Source organism: Streptomyces sp. NPDC102258 (assembly GCF_055584685.1).
On record NZ_JBVJLO010000047.1, the window covers coordinates 1 to 17073 of the forward strand.

At 70.4% G+C, this 17073-nt stretch carries 15 protein-coding genes and 1 pseudogene; 10 read left to right on the top strand and 6 right to left on the bottom strand.

What is annotated here, in order from left to right; translation table 11 throughout:
* The coding region (locus ACZ6ZT_RS34485; RefSeq protein ID WP_469724373.1) for a hypothetical protein at window positions 1–470 on the top strand (470 nt) is incomplete at its 5' end.
* A gap of 799 nt (window positions 471–1269) precedes the next feature.
* Window positions 1270–2106 carry an enoyl-CoA hydratase/isomerase family protein gene (locus tag ACZ6ZT_RS34490; RefSeq protein WP_469724374.1) on the top strand — a complete coding sequence of 279 codons (837 nt, stop codon included), beginning with the start codon at window positions 1270–1272 and terminating at the stop codon, window positions 2104–2106.
* 428 nt (window positions 2107–2534) lie between these two features.
* Here ACZ6ZT_RS34490 and ACZ6ZT_RS34495 read toward each other — a convergent pair whose 3' ends face one another.
* Both ACZ6ZT_RS34495 and ACZ6ZT_RS34500 read right to left on the bottom strand, forming a co-directional pair.
* Window positions 2535–2753 carry an HIT family protein gene (locus tag ACZ6ZT_RS34495; RefSeq protein ID WP_469724386.1) on the bottom strand — a complete coding sequence of 73 codons (219 nt, stop codon included), beginning with the start codon at window positions 2751–2753 and terminating at the stop codon, window positions 2535–2537.
* A 16-nt stretch (window positions 2754–2769) separates the two neighbouring features.
* Window positions 2770–4983 (bottom strand): annotated as a pseudogene (locus ACZ6ZT_RS34500) (FAD-binding and (Fe-S)-binding domain-containing protein); the annotation flags it as partial.
* A 1191-nt stretch (window positions 4984–6174) separates the two neighbouring features.
* Between ACZ6ZT_RS34500 and ACZ6ZT_RS34505 the strand changes: the two are divergent.
* Both ACZ6ZT_RS34505 and ACZ6ZT_RS34510 read left to right on the top strand, forming a co-directional pair.
* A complete protein-coding gene (locus tag ACZ6ZT_RS34505; protein ID WP_469724375.1) occupies window positions 6175–6747 on the top strand; it encodes a dihydrofolate reductase family protein in 573 nt (190 codons plus the stop codon).
* A gap of 327 nt (window positions 6748–7074) precedes the next feature.
* Window positions 7075–8139: a hypothetical protein gene (locus ACZ6ZT_RS34510; RefSeq protein ID WP_469724376.1), complete on the top strand. Its 1065-nt coding sequence runs from the start codon at window positions 7075–7077 to the stop codon at window positions 8137–8139.
* On the opposite strand, the gene ACZ6ZT_RS34515 is transcribed toward ACZ6ZT_RS34510, so the two are convergent.
* Window positions 8102–8425 carry a hypothetical protein gene (locus ACZ6ZT_RS34515; RefSeq protein ID WP_469724377.1) on the bottom strand — a complete coding sequence of 108 codons (324 nt, stop codon included), beginning with the start codon at window positions 8423–8425 and terminating at the stop codon, window positions 8102–8104. The genes ACZ6ZT_RS34510 and ACZ6ZT_RS34515 overlap by 38 nt on opposite strands.
* 56 nt (window positions 8426–8481) lie before the next feature.
* On the opposite strand from ACZ6ZT_RS34515, the gene ACZ6ZT_RS34520 reads away from it, so the two are divergent.
* Both ACZ6ZT_RS34520 and ACZ6ZT_RS34525 read left to right on the top strand, forming a co-directional pair.
* Window positions 8482–9147: a hypothetical protein gene (locus ACZ6ZT_RS34520; RefSeq protein WP_469724378.1), complete on the top strand. Its 666-nt coding sequence runs from the start codon at window positions 8482–8484 to the stop codon at window positions 9145–9147.
* Window positions 9144–9797, top strand: a complete 654-nt coding sequence (locus tag ACZ6ZT_RS34525) for a hypothetical protein (RefSeq protein WP_469724379.1) — start codon at window positions 9144–9146, stop codon at window positions 9795–9797. Before ACZ6ZT_RS34520 ends, ACZ6ZT_RS34525 begins: the two co-directional genes overlap by 4 nt.
* 239 nt (window positions 9798–10036) lie before the next feature.
* Here ACZ6ZT_RS34525 and ACZ6ZT_RS34530 read toward each other — a convergent pair whose 3' ends face one another.
* Window positions 10037–10225 (bottom strand): DUF6069 family protein, encoded by a 189-nt coding sequence (locus ACZ6ZT_RS34530; protein WP_469724387.1) that lies wholly within the window; start codon window positions 10223–10225, stop codon window positions 10037–10039.
* Between the two features lie 169 nt (window positions 10226–10394).
* On the opposite strand from ACZ6ZT_RS34530, the gene ACZ6ZT_RS34535 reads away from it, so the two are divergent.
* Both ACZ6ZT_RS34535 and ACZ6ZT_RS34540 read left to right on the top strand, forming a co-directional pair.
* The gene (locus tag ACZ6ZT_RS34535; RefSeq protein ID WP_469724380.1) at window positions 10395–10904 is read left to right on the top strand and encodes an AAA family ATPase; all 510 of its coding nucleotides are present in this window, start codon (window positions 10395–10397) and stop codon (window positions 10902–10904) included.
* A 145-nt stretch (window positions 10905–11049) separates the two neighbouring features.
* Window positions 11050–11250 (top strand): hypothetical protein, encoded by a 201-nt coding sequence (locus ACZ6ZT_RS34540; protein ID WP_469724381.1) that lies wholly within the window; start codon window positions 11050–11052, stop codon window positions 11248–11250.
* A 115-nt stretch (window positions 11251–11365) separates the two neighbouring features.
* On the opposite strand, the gene ACZ6ZT_RS34545 is transcribed toward ACZ6ZT_RS34540, so the two are convergent.
* Window positions 11366–12895 (bottom strand): FAD-dependent oxidoreductase, encoded by a 1530-nt coding sequence (locus ACZ6ZT_RS34545; protein ID WP_469724382.1) that lies wholly within the window; start codon window positions 12893–12895, stop codon window positions 11366–11368.
* Between the two features lie 283 nt (window positions 12896–13178).
* On the opposite strand from ACZ6ZT_RS34545, the gene ACZ6ZT_RS34550 reads away from it, so the two are divergent.
* Both ACZ6ZT_RS34550 and ACZ6ZT_RS34555 read left to right on the top strand, forming a co-directional pair.
* Window positions 13179–13736 carry a hypothetical protein gene (locus ACZ6ZT_RS34550; protein ID WP_469724383.1) on the top strand — a complete coding sequence of 186 codons (558 nt, stop codon included), beginning with the start codon at window positions 13179–13181 and terminating at the stop codon, window positions 13734–13736.
* A gap of 94 nt (window positions 13737–13830) precedes the next feature.
* Entirely contained in the window at window positions 13831–15399 is a 1569-nt protein-coding gene (locus tag ACZ6ZT_RS34555; RefSeq protein WP_469724384.1) for a M48 family metallopeptidase, read from the top strand.
* A gap of 838 nt (window positions 15400–16237) precedes the next feature.
* Here ACZ6ZT_RS34555 and ACZ6ZT_RS34560 read toward each other — a convergent pair.
* Window positions 16238–16834 carry a hypothetical protein gene (locus ACZ6ZT_RS34560; protein ID WP_469724385.1) on the bottom strand — a complete coding sequence of 199 codons (597 nt, stop codon included), beginning with the start codon at window positions 16832–16834 and terminating at the stop codon, window positions 16238–16240.
* Window positions 16835–17073 lie beyond the last annotated feature (239 nt).

Consider the following 17073-nt stretch of genomic DNA (forward strand, 5'->3'; position numbering starts at 1 on the left):
ACCTGCGCATGCGCCTGACATTTACGGGTTTCTTATCCGCGCAGGCGGGCAGGCGCATCCGCCCCGGTCATGAGTTACCCGTACGGCTGGCGAGCGGCCTGGTCCAGCCGTGGACCAGCGGTCCACATTCCGACTCCCGCTCCATCCCGGCCGTGCTCGACGTCGAGGTCACCGTCGCCGCCGGCCACCCGCTCGCCGACCTCGTCGCCCACACCATCGCCGAAGGCCTCTCCGGTATCGAATACCTCGGCGGGATCCTCTGGTCGTCGGCGAGGTGGTGGGTGCGGATGCCGCGGGTGGTCATGCGGATGACGGGCCGGGTGGTGCCGTGGTCGGCGGCGAGGGTGGTGTTGCTGCCGCCGAGCGTGAACGGCTGCCCGACGGACGCGGCGGCGGTACGGGATCGTAGAGGTGTGTTTCAAAGCTCGGGTTGCGGGCGATGGCGTACCGGGTCCACCACAGCCGCCTGAAAGCGGGTACTGGCGTGAGGTTGCAGGCGTCTTCGATGGCCCGGCGCCAGTGGGCTTCGAAGTACGGCAGGGGGTGCGGGGCGGGTTTCCCCGAGCGAGCCGCCGCCCAGTGGTCCGGCGTATTCGTGATCGCTATCTTGACCGGCTATGAAGCAGCGCCGGCAGAAGAAACGATCCCGCCACCTCTTCGAAGCAGTCCTGGCAGGTGATGCCATGCGCACGAAGGCCCTGCTGCGCAGTGGCGCGAGTCCAGAGAAACGGAACAGCGACGGCACCACTGTGCGCGAAGACCACGGCACGGGCAAGTCCCCGCTGGACTGGGCGAACAACGGCCCTCACCCTGACACTGCCGAGCTCCTCCGGGCAGCAGGGGCCCAACCGGCAATTCACCCCGGTCCGTAGCCGGCGCGACCTCAGCGCTCGCGCAGTCGGGGAGGATGACGCTCTCGAAGAGGTCGCCGTGCCGTGCCGACGGCCAGACCCGCACGCCGGGCACGGCCGGCTGCGGCAACGGCGAAGCCGCCGGCCGTCGAGAGCTCCGCTCCTCCCCCAGTGCCCTCGGGATCAGGAAGAGACAGGCCCGGCTGCCCACCGGGGAACCCGAAGAGGGGGACAGGGCAGGGCGCACGCCGGACATGATCCGGGACTACGAGCCGGCTGTCGTCGAAGCCGCCGCCCGGGTCTGGAAAGAGTCCGGCGCTACGAGCCGGGCAAGTCGGTCCCCGCTGCTCCGGAGCCGTTCCCACAGAATCTGTAGCCGGCCCGCCCTTTCCTGCGTCCCTTCCTCACCGGAGTCGTCATGGCCTTCGCCTCCTCCTCGATCCGGACTCGACTCGAAGATGGCGTTCTGTCCGCCACCCTCGACGCGGGCCCACTCAACCTCCTCGGAGTCGATCTGGTCCGTGACCTGGTCGCTCTCGTCGACACGCTCTACAACGACCCCGGCGACGTGCGCGTCGTCATCATCGACAGCGCCTCGCCTGATTACTTCTCAGCACACGTAGATCTCACCGCGGTCCCGCAGTACACGGCGGAGGCGGCGAAGGGCGGCGGTCCCGGTGACGCGTCGCTCGGCATGTTCCTGCACCGGCTGGCGCGCGTACCAGTGATCACCATCGCCAAGGTGCGTGGCCGTGCCCGCGGTGGCGGCAACGAACTCGCCCTGGCCTGCGACATGATCTTCGCTTCGCGTGAGAACGCGGTCTTCGGCCAGTTCGAATCCGGGACCGGAGCCATGCCCGGCGCTGGAGGCGTCCAGCACCTGACCCGGCGGCTCGGCCGTACCCGTGCGATCGAAGCCATCGTCGGAGCGGACGATTTCAGCGCCGACCTCGCGGCAGACTACGGCTGGATCAACCGCGCCCTGCCCGACGCCGAGCTGGACAGCTTCGTCGAGTGCCTGGCCAAACGTGTGGCCGGCTTCCCGCCCAAGGGAGTCCAGGCCGCCAAGCGTGCCATCAACGGCCTCACGCTGGCGGAGCCTGCGCACATCCGCTCCGATGCGGTCACGTTTCAGGGCTTGATCAACCTGCCCGACACCCGCGAACGTCTGGCCTACCTGACTGACCGGGGCCTCCAGCGTGTAGGGGACATCGAACGCGACCTCGGCAGGGCCGTCGCGGAGTTCCGCCGCTGACATGACGCGTACCGCCCGGCAGGCCGGCGTTCTGGAACGCGTCGCGGTATCGCGGAATGCGTTGGCGGTCCCCGCTGCGCAGCTGTGAGAGATCCGAGGACGCGTTCACGACGGTGACGCAGTTCCGGTCGAAGCTGTACGTATGCCTGACGTCGCGGGCGGACGTTTTGTTCGAGCTGCGCGACGCGCTGACGTGTACTACGGCCCAGTCCGGATCTGACCGATCTGGCACTCGCGCCAGAGCACTGGCGCGGGTACGGCCCCTTGTACTCCGGGGTCAACCGGGGCCGGACCGACGTAGCCCGCCAGTCGCGCGTTGGCGGGTGTGCTGTTACCCCGGCAGCTCGGCGGCTCGTCCAGCAGCGGGCACGAGCCCGGGCGGCACGGTGTCACGGCAGTTGTGCCAGAGCCTGGGAACGGGATCTGGCTCAACTTCTGTGATGGGCATCTGCGGCCAGGGCGTCGGCGATGCGCGCAGCTGGATCTCCGGCGAACCGATGCTGCGACTGGCCGGCCGGCCAGGTGGAGATGCCATCCTCCGGCCACCGCGGAACGACGTGGAAGTGCAGGTGAGGCACCGATTGCTCCGAGCCCGGACCACTCGCGCTGAGGATGTTCACACCGGTCGCGTTCAGCCCGGACCGCATCGCCTTGGCCAGGCGCTGGATCAGCGCCGTCGTCTCCCGGCAGGCCGCGGGCGGTCCACCACTGCACGAAGGACTCCTCGGCGAAGGCGGGCGCCTCCCGCTCCCCGGCCACCCCGGCGAGACGCTTGCCGATCCTCGCGATGCCCGGTGCCCGCGCGGCCGCGTTGAACAGCCGGGGCGCGAGACGGGACAACCGGGCCCAGACCGGCAGCCACCCCATCGAGTAGTGCGCCGCCGGGCGGAGCCGGCCGGCGTAGTGGTGGGAGAGGAACTCGGCCTTGTACGTGGCCATGTCGACCCCGACCGGGCAGTCGGACTTGCAGCCCTTGCACGCCAGGCACAGGTCGAGCGCGTCCTTGACCCCGGAGGAGCGCCAGCCGTCGGTGATCGGCGAGTCGGCGTGGCCGCCGAGCATCTCGAACAGCAGCCGGGCGCGTCCGCGCGTGGAATGCTCTTCTTCGCCGGTGGCCCGGTAGGAGGGGCACATGACGCCGCCCTGGTGGCTGCGGCAGTTCCCGATCCCGACACAGCGCATGACAGCCTGCGTGAAGGAGCGTTCGTCCTGCGGGTAGCCGAACTGGGTGTCGTAGCCGCGGGGGCGCCACAGCGGCCCGAGCCGCAGATTGTCGTCCACCCGGTGCGCGGCGACGACCTTGCCCGGGTTCATCCGGTTGTCCGGATCCAGCAGGGCCTTGACCTCGCCGAACGCGGCCACCACCGCGGAGCCGAACATGCGCGTCAGCAGCTCACCGCGCGCCTGCCCGTCACCGTGTTCGCCGGACAGCGAACCGCCGAAGGAGCAGACCAGGTCGGCGGCCTTGTGGAGGAACCGACGGAAGGCGGCCACGCCGTCGGCGGTCTTCAGTTCGAAGGGGATGCGGGTGTGTACGCAGCCCTGGCCGAAGTGCCCGTACAGGGAGGGGTGGTCGTAGCCGAATTCGGCGAAGAGCTTCTTCAGCTCGCGCAGATAGTCCCCCAGTTTGTCCGGGGGGACGGCGGAGTCCTCCCAGCCCTCCCATGTCTCCCGGCCGTCCGGCGGCCGGGCCGTCACCCCGAGCCCCGCTTCCCTCGCCTTCAGCGTCTGCTGCTCGCGGCGGGGATCGTCGGAGAAGGACACCGTCGGGTCGTCCTCGGTCCTGCCCAGCGCGCCGAGCAGGTCGTGCGCCTGACGGTCGACGCCTTCACGGCTGTCACCGCTGAACTGCACCAGCAGCCAGCTCTCCCCGGCGGGGAACCGGTTCAGTGAGTCGAGGTGGGACCCGTCCTCCCGCATGAGCTGCGCCATCCGGCCGTCCAGCGCCTCCAGGAGCTCGGGCTCACAGCGTTCGAGCAGGCGCGGTACGTCGTCGGCCGCCGCGCAGATGTCGTCGTAGCCCAGCACCACCATGGACTCGTACGCCGGGACCGGTACCAGGTCGAGCTCCGCACGCAGGACCGTCACCAGGGTGCCCTCACTGCCGACCAGGGCGCGCGCCAGGTCGAAGCCCTTCTCCGGCAGCAGGGAGTCCAGGTTGTACCCCGACACCCGGCGGGGGATGTCGGGAAACCGGGTCCGGATCTCGGCCAGGTTGCGGTCGACGATCTGCTTCAGGCCCCGGTACACCTCGGCGCGGCGCCCGCCGGCGGCCACGATCGCGTCGTACTCCTCAGGTGAGGTCGGCCCCACCCAGCAGCGCATGCCGTCGTAGGTGAGGATCTCCAGGCGGCGTACGTTGTCGACGGTCTTGCCGTAGGCCTGGGCGGAGGCACCGCACGAATTGTTGCCGATCATGCCGCCGAGCGTGCAATGGGTGTGCGTGGAGGGCTTCGGGCCGAACATCAGTCCGACATCGGACAACTGGCGGTTGAGCTCGTCCAGCACGATGCCCGGCTCCACCACACACGTCCGACGCTCGGCGTCCACCGACAGCAACCGGTTGCAGTACTTCGTCCAGTCGATGACCACAGCGGCGTTCGTGCACTGTCCGGCCAGACTGGTCCCCCCGCCCCGCGAGAGGACCGGGGCCCCGAATTCCGCGCAGGCCGCGACCGCCTCGGCCCCGGCCTCGATGTCGCGGGGCACCACGACCCCGATCGGCACCTGCCGGTAGTTCGAACCGTCGGTGGCGTAGGCGCCGCGGCTGCCCGCGTCGAAGCGCACCTCACCGCGCACCCGCCGACTGAGGGCCTCCCGCAGCCCCCCGGTCCCGCCCAGCTCGGAAGATCCGCCCGACCGCGGCTCCCCATCCATCTACCTCACCCGTTCGTCGCGATGTTCTCGGACTCGCAGTGCAGGCCGGCCATGCCGAGCGACGCTCCCCGCAGCCGGGCCGGGCACCTCGCCACCGGACCCTTCGACAACCCTTGAGACCGGCGCCAAGACGAGCCGGACGCCGGTGAGACGTACCTTTTCCGTACAGTAAGCGCCTTTGTGCGGATATCGTCTGCGCAGCGCCCGACAGCTTCACATTCGCCTAGCCACGGGAGGGGCAGGAAACGCGCGACCTGCGCAAAGGAGCCGTCAAGATGTCTGCCGGTCATGGGGCCCGGACCACGCGCAGCGCGGAAGGCATGGCGATACCCGTCGGTGAGGGGCGCGTGGGGGCGGCTTGCCCGGGCTCCCCTTGGGCTGCGAGGCTCACACCCCGAGGCCCACACCTACAGGCCGGCCCGAGAAAGCAGGGCTTCCGCCTGTTGCCGAGTGAGACTCGCAGGGGCGGGAGCTACTGGCGGGCACGTATGGGTGCGACGACGGAAGGACAGCATCCACTCCGTCATGGGACTGTCGGGCTCCAAGGCGGCCACAAGCCGCTCCCGCAGCGCCGACGGGGTGTCCGTTCGAGCCGCTATTGCGTTGCGGACGAAGATGTCCGGGTCTTCTGCCAGCAGGTCACGCAGAACGGCCGGCAAGTCCGGGTGGGTGGCGACGGCTTCACGCACGTCGGAATCCGGGTCAGCGGCCAGCTCTGCCGTCGGGACCGCGTGCGTGACGGCGGCGGCGCGGGTCGCTGGATCGGCCAGCATCCCGGGAAGGAGGTGCGGCCGATGGCTTCCTTGGCCTTGCCCTTGGCCTGTTCGGCGTGCGCCTTGCTCTTCTCCGTGCCCGACATCGGGGCCTCCTCGTGCTGCACCGGATTGGAACGTGACCGCTCATCTGCTCCCCGTTCCGGCCCGTTAACGGGACGACGTCCGCCGACGGCCGGGCGGCCTCGCGCGCCGAGGCTCAAGACAGCGGCGCCCGTTCCTGGACGGCCGCGGGCGCTTGCGGCCCTTCAGGCTGGTTCGGTAGTCGAGACCGCCGGAAAAATCTGGCGAGGACCGATGAGTTCCTCCGTGATCAACAGTCCTAGATCATGGTTGTACGCCGCAGCCGCGGGTGCGGTGGAAGCGCGTACCGGTCTGACCCGCTGAGAACCAGCCACGAGACACCGAGGAACCTTAGATGCGTACCCTGATCAGCACTGCCTTCGTCTCGCTCGACGGCGTCGTGGAAGGCCCGGGCGGCGAGCCCGGCTACCGGAACTCCGGGTGGACCTTCAAGGACATCGAGTTCCTTCCCGAGGCGTTCGACATCAAGGGCCGGGAGCAGAAGGAGGCCACCGCGATACTGCTGGGCCGGACCAGCTACGAGGCGTTCAGCCCGGTGTGGCCCGACATGGCGGACTTCGCCGACTACAAGGCGATGCCGAAGTACGTCGTCTCCACCACCCTCACCGAGGACGGTCTGGTGACGAACTGGGGCGAGACGACGATCCTGCGCTCACTCGACGAGGTCGCCGCGCTGAAGGAGACCGAGGGCGGCCCGATCATCGTCCACGGCAGCGCCGCCCTGAACCAGAGCCTCTCGGACGCCGGCCTGATCGACCGCTACCACCTGCTCGTCTTCCCGCTCCTGCTCGGTGCGGGCAAGCGCCTGTTCAGCACCACGGACAAGGACACCCAGAAGCTCAAGCTGGTTGAGCACGAGGCGTACGCCAACGGCCTGCAGAAGAACGTGTTCGACGTCGTCCGCTGATATGACAGGCAGCGACGTACAACCCGCTGCGGCCGGTGGGAGAGCGAGTGCTACTCGCCCACCGGCCACGCCGCCCTGCACAACATCACCCCCGGCCAGGCCGCCGCTGCGCTCGGCCTGACCGAGAGTGCCGTATGCAGGGAACTGTCCCGGCTTGGCCGCAACAACCCATACGTCGGTTGAGCCCGCGTAGACGGGGGGGGACAGGCGCCGTCTGGGCGACGGACGGTCGCAGGACACGTGCGGGCAGTCAGGACGCGGCCGCGCGGGGACATCAAAGGGCGCTCCTGCTGCTTGTGATGTGGCTCCAGGGGTAGTCCAAGCGGTATGGGATCTTTGGGTTCGCCGGTGCTGCTGGTGTTGTTCGTGGCCAGTGCGGCTGTCATCTGGTTCGCCGGAATCAAGCTGTCGGACACCACCGATGTGCTGGCCGAACGTCTGGGCCTGGGCAGCGCCCTGGGTGGTCTGATTCTGCTGGCGATCGCCACGAACCTTCCCGAGATCGCGATCACGGTGAGTGCCGCGTTGGCCGGACAACTCGATGTAGCGGTGGGCAACATCCTGGGCGGTATCGCCATCCAGACCGTGGTCCTGGCCATCCTGGACGCCGCCGGGGTACGCCCTCGTGCCCCGCTGACCCGCTTGTCGGCCAGCCTGCTCCTGGTCTTGGAGGGCGCTTTGGTGGTGGTTATCCTCGCCGTCGTGGTGATGGGCACACAGCTCTCCCCGAACCTGCACGCCGCGCGTCTGGCCCCCGCCGAGGTAGCGATCGCCGTCTTGTGGGTGGTCGGCCTGATCCTGCTCAATCGGGCGGGCAGGGGTCTGCCGTGGCGGGAGGGCGGCGACGCCCCCGACGGCCAGCCCGAACCGCGCGGCCACTCCAAGGGCAAGAAGGAGAAGGCCGCCAGCGACAAGGGTGTGAGCACCGCGCGTGCCGGGCTCGTGTTCGGCGTCTCCGCGCTGGCCACCCTGGTGGCCGGTGTGGTGATCGAACGCAGCGGCGAGGAGTTCTTCGCCCGCCAGGGCCTGAGCGGTGTCCTGTTCGGCGCGACCGTCCTCGCGGCCGCGACGTCCCTCCCCGAGGTGAGCACCGGCCTGACCTCGACGAAGCTGGGCGACTACCAGCTGGCGGTCAGCGACATCTTCGGCGGCAACGCCTTCCTGCCCGTCCTGTTCCTCCTCGCCACCGTCATCTCCGGCAAGCCGGTCCTGCCCGCCGCGCACGACACCGACATCTATCTCACCGCCCTCGGGATCGTCCTGACCGTGGTCTACATGGCCGGACTCGTCTTCCGCCCCCGCCGCCAGTACGCCCGTATGGGCATCGACAGCATCGCCGCGGTCGTCATCTACCTCATCGGCATCGCAGGCCTGGCCACCATCGCGACGTGACCTGAGGTGCGCCGGCCACCATGTAAACCTGCGCGCTGAGCTGCTCGGCCCCGTCGCCCAGTTCGGGCAGGTGCTGTCGCGCCAGATCTGCCAGCGCGACGACGTTGCCGATGGCCGCTCTCTTGTACCGGGCGGCCACCTCCGCGGACACGTTGTGCTCCAGGACGCCGGCCTGCGCGCCGAGCAGGTCGCTCAGCATCCGGTGCTCCGCAAGGGAGCGGTACGTCGCGTCAGCCCACTCCGACGAGGCTTTCCCCAAGATCCGCTGAGCATAGGCGTTCCGCATCCGCAATGAGGCGGCCGAATGCACCGACGTGCTCTGGCCGCCTCTGCCGAAAGCCCGTGGCGACGAAGCAGCGGGTCCGGCATCATCCCCATGTGATTGTTGTGCAACCCGTTCTGGAGATCTCCGCTTTTAACGACTTCGAGCTATGGCCCGTTGTCGAGCACGAGTCATATGGCTACCTCGTGCTGAACGGGAGGCTGACTCAGGCGGAGGTCGGCACGGCCGTTATGCAGATCGCCGACTGCAACGACTTCGAGCCGCAGGAAGAGCACGAATCGGGTCCGACCGACCCGCTTGGCGCCTGCCTGCACGGGCTGCTCACCATGCCTGACCTGTTCGCCGCCGGCGGCTTCCGGGTGACCGACAAGGCCACCGACACCGTCTTCGTTGAGCCGGGCTGCTGCAACGGGCTGGAGGCCTGGCGGGACTGGCTGGAGGTGCTCGACGGTACCGGTTGCGCATACTTCGGCCACGATCCGTCCTCGGTGGCCGAACGCGTCAACGACGTTGTCCGGTTCACGCTCGATACTCACGGGGTGGACGGCAGTCCGGTGATCGAGCTGCCGGTAGACCAGGTACGCAGGCTCGTCGCCGACGCTCAGCAGGATTTGCACGACTTCCTCAGCCTTGCCGGAACCTGGGCGGAACAACACCTGCCAGCACATGCTGCTGCCGTCACCACCGCCCTGGCACGGGCACTGGACCTGGCAGCCACACCATGACCAGCTTCCAGACCCACCGAGCGCACGTGCACGACGCCGGGCTCCCCCTCCACCGTCGGCACAGTGCGCTGCGGACCTGCATCACCCTCTTTGCTCCGTACGGCTTCCGGGCGACGTACCACCACCTCACGCTCAGCGCCGCGATCCCCCGGAGGCTGGAGGCGGACCCGGACGCGCTGGTGCGGGCGGTGGAGGAACTGTATGAGGCGCGGGTGCTGTGGCTCGCGCGGACGGAGGAGTATGCCGCGCAGCGCCGGGTGGAGAAGCGGGCCGGGTGGCGGACTGTAGTGAACCCGCGACCGTGGTGGCTGCGGCGCTGGTGGGAGGGCCCGAACCGCGCCTGGTACGAAGACCCGTTTCGCCATCCGTCGCTGCGGCTGCCCGAGTACGTCCGGCGACAGAACGCGATTCTGGACGGCGCCGAACTCCCCGGCTGCCCCGCCTGCGGGGACGAGAGACCGCTGGTGTCGAACTCGACCGGGCACGGCTGGGTGGAGCTGTGCCGTGGGTGTGCGTGGGTGCCGGCGCCATGTCCGTGCGGGCAGCGGCACCGGTTCGTCCCGGAGACGCCGTTCAACTGGAAAGGGATCTGGCGGCGGGCGCACATGAGCGATGACGGCATGCCGAACCCACATTGGCCTGCGGGTTAGCCAGTTGGATCGGCGGCGACAAGGGGTCCGTCGTTCTCGGGACCGGGGACGGGCAGTCGTTCTGGCTCCTGCTGACCGCCGTCCCCCGTACTTCCTGCTCGGCGACGGCCGTGTTGGGGCGGGGACCTGGGCGGTGGAGCGGATCTCGTCAGGCCACCGCAGCGTGTGCAGTATGGCCTTGTCCTTGACCCGCAGGAGCTCAAGCCGCTCGCGGTCGCGCATCGCGAACTTCACGACGGCTAAGGCCGGCCCGGCCACCGCTGGCAGGTCGCCGCGAGAGCGATGCCCAGCACGGAGCACCCGAACGCCAGTTGCGCGAAACCCAGCAGGGGAATGCCCTCCCGCGCGATCTCCGGCGACGCGCCGGCGGCACGGCCCACCGCCGCGACCACCGGGGCGGTCACCGCCCCGGCTGCGGCCCACGCCAGCTCCGGCTACCGCAAGGCACGCTGGTCCGCCCCGGGCTACACGGCCGAAGAGTTCATCAAAGCGGTTCCCCCGCATCGATGACGAGGACCGCAGGTGTGTCACAACGGTCCCGCGGCCTCCCGGGACCCGAACGCCGAGCGACAGCAGTGAAGGCCTAGGGTGAGGGAAATGCGGATCCTTCTGGTGAGCGGGCCCTCGGGGTCGGGGAAGACAACCGTGGCGCGCATCCTGGCCGAGAGCAGGCTCTCCCCCAGCGTGCACCTGCACACGGACGACTTCTACGCGGCGATCCGGCAAGGGGCGCTGGCGCCGTACCTGCCGGAGGCGCACGAGCAGAACCGCACCGTCACCCGGGTGATCGCGCGGGCCGCCGCCGGCTACGCCGCAGGGGGTTACCACACCGTGGTCGACGGGGTGGTCGGGCCGTGGTTCCTGGCGGCGTACGAGGAGGCGGCGCGCGCCGTGGGCGTCGGACTGGTTTACGTGGTGCTGCGGCCCGACCGGGAGACCGCGCTCGCGCGCGGGATGTCCCGCTCTGCGCACCCGCTCACCGACCGGCAGGTCCTCGAACAGATCTACGACGGATTCGCCGACCTGGGCCCGTACGAGAGGAACGTCCTGGACTCCACCGGCCTCACCGCGGAGGAGACCGCGGAAGCCGTGCTCAGCCTTCGGTGAGACGGCCCGACCACCGCCGCACCCGCGATGACGGGGTGGGGGCGGTATGCCCGCCGTTCGGATCAAGCCGCATGACAGGGGCCGCGAACCCCTCCCTCTATTGGTACACGTACGGCATCTGACCCCGAACAGAGGAGGCTTACCCATGAACCGTTACCGAACTGCACGTCAGATGCGCAAGGTGGCCGTCTCGGTCGGGGCGGCAGCCCTCGCGCTCGCCCTCAACGCCGGCACGGCGGTCGCCGACACCGCGTGGTGGGCGAGGACGGGGGCGGCGAGCTGGAACCCCAATGTGCAGGCGGCGGGCCTCGACGTCTACCACACCTGTCGGACAGGGTGTCGATGAGACGCTCAACCTGAACTCCGTCGAGTACACCTCCGAGTGGCGGACGGTGTGCCTGCACGGCGGCAACGCCCAACTCTGCCCGCAGTGACGCGCTGACCACTCCCTCCTCCCCTGCTCAGTCCTCAGTCGGAAGGGGGCGGGGTTCGAGGGGGTGGACGGCCGGTCCCTGGAGGACCGATCCGTCCGTGGCGAACCGCGAGCCGTGGCAGGGGCATTCCCAGGCCTGCTCGGCGTCGTTGAAGTGCACGAGGCAGCCGAGGTGGGTGCACCGTGCGGATACGGCGGTGGCCTTGCCGTCGGGATCCCGGTAGACCGCGCAGCGACGTCCGTCGATCCGGACGAGGGCGCCCGTTCCGGGCTCGACGGAGTCGACGCTGTCGGCGTGTGTGGCGGCGGCCAGCCGGTCCCCGACGAAGTGCTTGGCGACCGAGGCCTGGGCCTTCAGGAGGGCGGGGGCCTCCCTGGGGTGCAGACGGCCCGGGTCGTACAGCGCGGACCACGGCAGGTTCCCGCCCGTGACGTGCGCGGCGAGCAGGCGTCCGGACATCACCCCGTTGGTCATGCCCCACCCCGCGTAGCCGGTCGCGACCAGGACGTGTTCGGCGCCGGGGTGGAGGCGGCCCACGTACGGGATCCCGTCCGTGGTCGCGTTGTCCTGCGCCGCCCAGCGGTGGGTGAGCCGGGCACGGGGGAAGCGGGCCCGCATCCAGGCGGCGAGGCGGTCGTAGCGTTCGGCGACGTCGCCGGTGCCCGGCTTGGACTTCTCCCCGGTGACGATCAGCAGCCGCTTTCCCGCTCCGTAGGGGGCGGTGCGTACGGAGCGCGTGTTGTCCTCCTCCGTGAGGAACATGCCTCCGGGGTCCTCGTCGGCCGGGATCTCCCCCGCGAGGACCAGTTCGCGGTGGGGTACCAGGCGGGTGAAGAGCAGGGAGCGGTCGAAGACGGGGTAGTGGGTGGCCACCACCACCTTGGCGGCGGTGACCGAGTGGCCGGCCTCGGTGCCGAGCCGGCAGGGCTCGCCCTCTTCGAGGGAGACGACACGGGTGCGCTCGTAGACCTCGCCGCCGAGGCGGAGCAGGTCGGCGACGAGGGCGAGGAGGTACTTGCGGGGGTGGAACTGGGCTTGTTCCTCGACCCGTACGGCGCCCGCCACGGCGTAGGGCAGGGAGGTGGTGGTCACGAAGGAGGCGGGCAGCCCGGCCTCGCGGGCCGCCTCCGCCTCGGCCTTCAGCCGGTCGACCGCGTCGGCGGACTCCGCGTAGACGTGGGAGGGCAGGTGTTCCAGGTCGCAGTCGATGCCCAGCTCCGCGCAGACCCGTCCGACGTGATCGGCCGCGTCCTGCTGGGACCTGGCGTACAGCCGGGCGCCTTCCGCTCCGAAGGTCTTGCGCAGCCGGGCGTAGAGCGGTCCGTGCTGGGAGGTGAGCTTGGCGGTGGTGTAGCCGGTCACTCCCGCGGCGACGCGGTCCGCCTCCAGCAGCGCCACCCGGTGGCCGGCCCGGGCCAGCTCCCAGGCGGTGCTGATGCCGGCGACGCCGGCGCCGATCACGGCTACGTCGACGTCGACGTCCTGGAGCAGGCGGGGGTGGGGGGTGTCGGTGGTTTCCATCCAGTAGGACTCGTACGTGTCGGGCCATCGGGTCATCTGGGCGCTCTCCGTTCTCCTGCCGCCGCTGGGCCGGTTCGCGACGCGGACGGCACCCCACCGGGGGCGTTCCCGTTCCCGCGCCGGCCGGCCGGCGGGCTGTCGGGCCCGCGCGCGGGTGCCGCGCTGTCGGCCCCTTGCGCTTGCCCGTTCTCGGCGCGGAAGAACATCCCGGTCCCTCATCCGGCGGACCCTCGCCCACCTCCACGACCGTTTCCGACGACGACGTAAGGTGGCGCGAGGCTCCGTCGTTGGAGCCTCGCGAAGGACCGGGGGGGTCTCGATGGACATGGACGAAGCGGCCAGGAGCGAGTGGTGGGAGAGCCTGCCGGCCGGGATCCGCGACGAGATCGACGGATACGTCCTCCAGGACTCCCTCTTCATGGCGGTGAAGGTCATCACCGCCATCGGCCTCGTGCGCTTCGGCATAGGGCTGGGAACCGCTCAGCTGATCGCCCACGACCGTTACCTCCACTACGGAGACCGCATCGCCCGCGAGCCGCAGAGCCCCCTCGACCTGGAGTCGTTGGCCTATCGCGCGGCCGGGTGCCGTGGCCGCGTCGTGGCGATCGAAGCGGTCTGGGACGGTGACACCGTCCACGACTGGTTCGTGCGGCTGCTGGCCATCACCGCCGACCCCGCGGGAGAGGCTCCGATGGCTACCGTCTACTGGTCGACGGCCAAGCGGTACCTCGGCGAGGACGCGGATCACCACCCGCGTCACCCTGCGGCGATGGCCGCCGAGCGGGCCGGGCGCGCCCTCGCCGACCATCTCTCGGTTCCGTTCCACTTCGCCAGCCCGGACACCCCCGATGACGAGGCCCCCCGCTGGCAGCCGTGAGCGGACAGGGTCAGAAGCAGGGTCAGGCTCCTGATCGCGTGCCCTTATGCTGCCTCGACCGCGGATCCTGGGGGGCGCGGCGAGGGAGGGGAACGTGAACGTGGTGCGTGAGGGGACCGTGGCCGTGGGGGTTCGAGCCTGCCCGGAGTGCGGGGGGCCGGTGCCGGTGGACGAAGGTTTCGTCGAGTGGTGTGCCGCTTGCGAGTGGAACGTGGACCCGGGGGCGCCGGATCCCGAGCCGGGGCGGATCGCCGCGTACCGGCGGCGGCTCGCCCAGTCGTACGGGGAGCAGCTGGCGGCGGAGCTGGAGCGGGGCGGGGGCGGCGGCTCGCGCGGGCGGGACGCGGCGGGGCTGGCCGCCCAGGGGGTGGCCGTCGTGGTGCACTCGTTGACGCTGCTGCTGGTGGTCGGCGGGGTGTTGCTGGCCGTGCTGGGCTGGGAGACCGGTGTGCAGCCCGTCGTGGGGGCGCTGCTGGTGGGCGTCGGGGTGGTCCTGAGGCCGCGGCTGGGCCGGCTGCCGAAGGACGGGCCGGTGCTGTACCGGGATGACGCGCCGCAGCTGTTCGGGCTCGTCGACGAGGTGGCGCGGGCGCTGGGGACGACCGGCGTACACGCGGTGGTGGTGGAGCACCGGCCCAACGCCGCGGTGACCACGTACGGTCTGCGGCAGCGGCGGGTGCTGTACCTCGGGCTCGGCCTGTGGGAGGTGCTGGACCCGCAGGAGCGGGTGGCGCTGCTGGGGCACGAGCTGGGCCACTTCGCACACGGGGACACCAGGCGGGCCCGGCTCACCGCTGGGGCGCTGCACTCGCTGTCGGTCTGGTACTACCTGTTGGCGCCGACGTGGGCGACGCGGTTGCAGGAACGGTTCTCCAACGCCGTGGTGTTCCTCCCACGGTGCGCGGTGGTGGGGGTGCTGCGGCTGCTCGACGTACTGACGCTGCGGTCGTCGCAGCGGGCGGAGTACCTGGCCGACGCGAGCGCGGCCCAGGTGGCGTCTTCGGCGGCGGTGGCCGCGCTGATGGACCGGCTGCTGATCACGCACGCGATCGGCGAGGGGATGCGTCGGGAGTCCGTGGCCGCCGGTATGCGGGGCGGGCGGGCCGGGCGCGATGCGCGGGAGGCGGCGGAGCGGGAGTTGTGGCAGCGCCTGGCCGCGCGGTTCGCGGCGGTGCCGGAGCGGGAGTACGAGCGGCTGCGCCGGGTCGCCGCCCGCCGCGGACACAGCGTCGACTCGACGCACCCGCCGACCCACCTGCGCAGGCCTGGCGACGGCGGGCCGCGTGGAGGCAGCCCTCGTCTCCCTTTCCGGGGAGCGAGAGCAAGCGGTGGCGACGGAACTGTCGACGGCACGGGCCGTGATGGCGCGCCACGTCATCCGCGATTCCACCGGCTGAGCGGGGGGCGGGGGGGCCGGGGCGGGCCGCCGCCGGGGGTGCACCTCGCGTCGGCCGGATCGTCCTGGGTGGACCGCGTCGAGTGGCCCGCATTGCTCAGATGCGGACTCACCACGTCCTTCTGCCCTGGGCTCGCCCGCGGGGTCGGCGTCAGCGGACACGCCGTTCGCCCTCGCGGCCGCGCCGCCCGATGCCGTGGCGCCGGCCCGGCGCGCGGAGTATCGGGCATGCCATGCATCCGAGGGAGCCGTCCATCCCCTGCGTGACGCTGCACCACGGAGGGGAAGCCCGGGGCCCGTCTCATCGGGGCTCGCGCGCTGCCGTACTGCTCGGGCGCGACCTTGACCTGACGGTCTGCTGCTAGTGGGCGTCGGTGAAGCGGACTTCGACCAGGCCGGGCAGGGGTTCGTCGTCGACCCAGCGGACCGCTTGGCAACTCCGGAAGGGCATGGAACTGGTCTTGCTGTCATACAGCCCTGCGGAGCTGGATGACATAGGGACGGTCGATGGGCATCGAAGGCCGGGCAGTTTCCTGTGTCCCCACGGGCCACGGCCGGGCACCCTGGCGACGGCGCTCGTCTGGAGTGCCACGCAGAGCGCCAGGGGCGGAGTGTTCGGGACCACCGGCACCGGCTGTCGGCCGGGCGGGCGCGCCTGACCAGCTGCTGCGTCATGCAGTCGGGTGACGACGTTGGGACCCACGGCTGCCGTGTCGGCGTCTACCGGAACCCGGTAGAACCCGACGAAGGGTGGGTCTTGCCCGGTGTAGTCAGACGATGGTCGGCGCTGAGCTGCACCCGGCCCTGCCGATCATCTGGCGCAGATCGGCGCCACCCCTCCGGCTGCCGACGTTGACCCCGCTGCTCCGAGGGAACCCTTCGGCGTGGACATCGCCATGGTGCGGCCGCTGCTGCCCCCGGTGCTGTTGCGTCCGTGCCGCTGCCGGGAATTCCGACCGGACGGGCCGCACCTGGCGTGCGGCGCGAGGCCCCACGGGCCATCCTGCGCAGGGCGAACACCTCCTCGCGCGCGGGCGGGACCATACAGCAGGAGTAGGGGCACAGTGCAGGCGGCCGTCTTGCGGACGGCAGGAACGTCAGGGTTTCAGCCCAGGCTCAGGAACCGCCACCGTCGACGAGCCGCAGGGGGCTCAAGGGCCGCCTGCGCCGCTCCGTTGAACGCCGCAAGGCCCTGGGTGATCCGCTCCTCGTCGGAGAAGTTTGCGCTGAGCGCGGTCAGCACCTCTTCGACGGACTCCTTGAGTCCAGGCTCCTGTCGCCTCATCAGGGGAGCGGCTGCGGCGCCCAGTCGGGTGAGCGGCGCTGCCAGGCCTGCCGCAGAGGCGGCACTCGCCTGATCCCAGCGGTCGACCACTGTGCCCGCGGCCCGATTGGCCGCCGCTACGGCTCCTCCCTCCGGAGCTCTGGTGTGGGCCGATACGGCTTCGCCCAGTGCCCGGACGATGACCACCGCCTTGGCCCTCCATCCGCCGTAGAGGGTGTCGTGCGCAATCCCCGCGATCTTCAACGCGATAACCGCCGCCACGAACTCCTCGATCTGGGCCTCGAACGAGGCACGGCTCGCCGACGCGTCCTTACGGGCCTCCGTGCGCCGGGTGCGTCGTTCGTTCTCCCACGCGCCAAGGAAGAGGAGGGTCACCGCGAGGGCTGTGCTCGGCAGTGCAGTGATCAGTAAGTCCATGTACAGCCGGACGTCCGGCAGGGGGCCCTCAGTTGCATGGCCCCTCGGCCTCTTGGCCGACGGTTCCCGCCTCCAGATAACCGTTGGCATGGTGTGGCCCTGACCTGCTGTGCTTACGGTTGAGGGGAACGAACGTGCCCTTCCCCTTCCGCTCAACCTAGGCAACCGTGGCGGGCACGGAAGTCCACTGAGCGTTTTCAGCGTTGCCTCTCCAGAGTGAGGACAGCCTTGGTGATGAC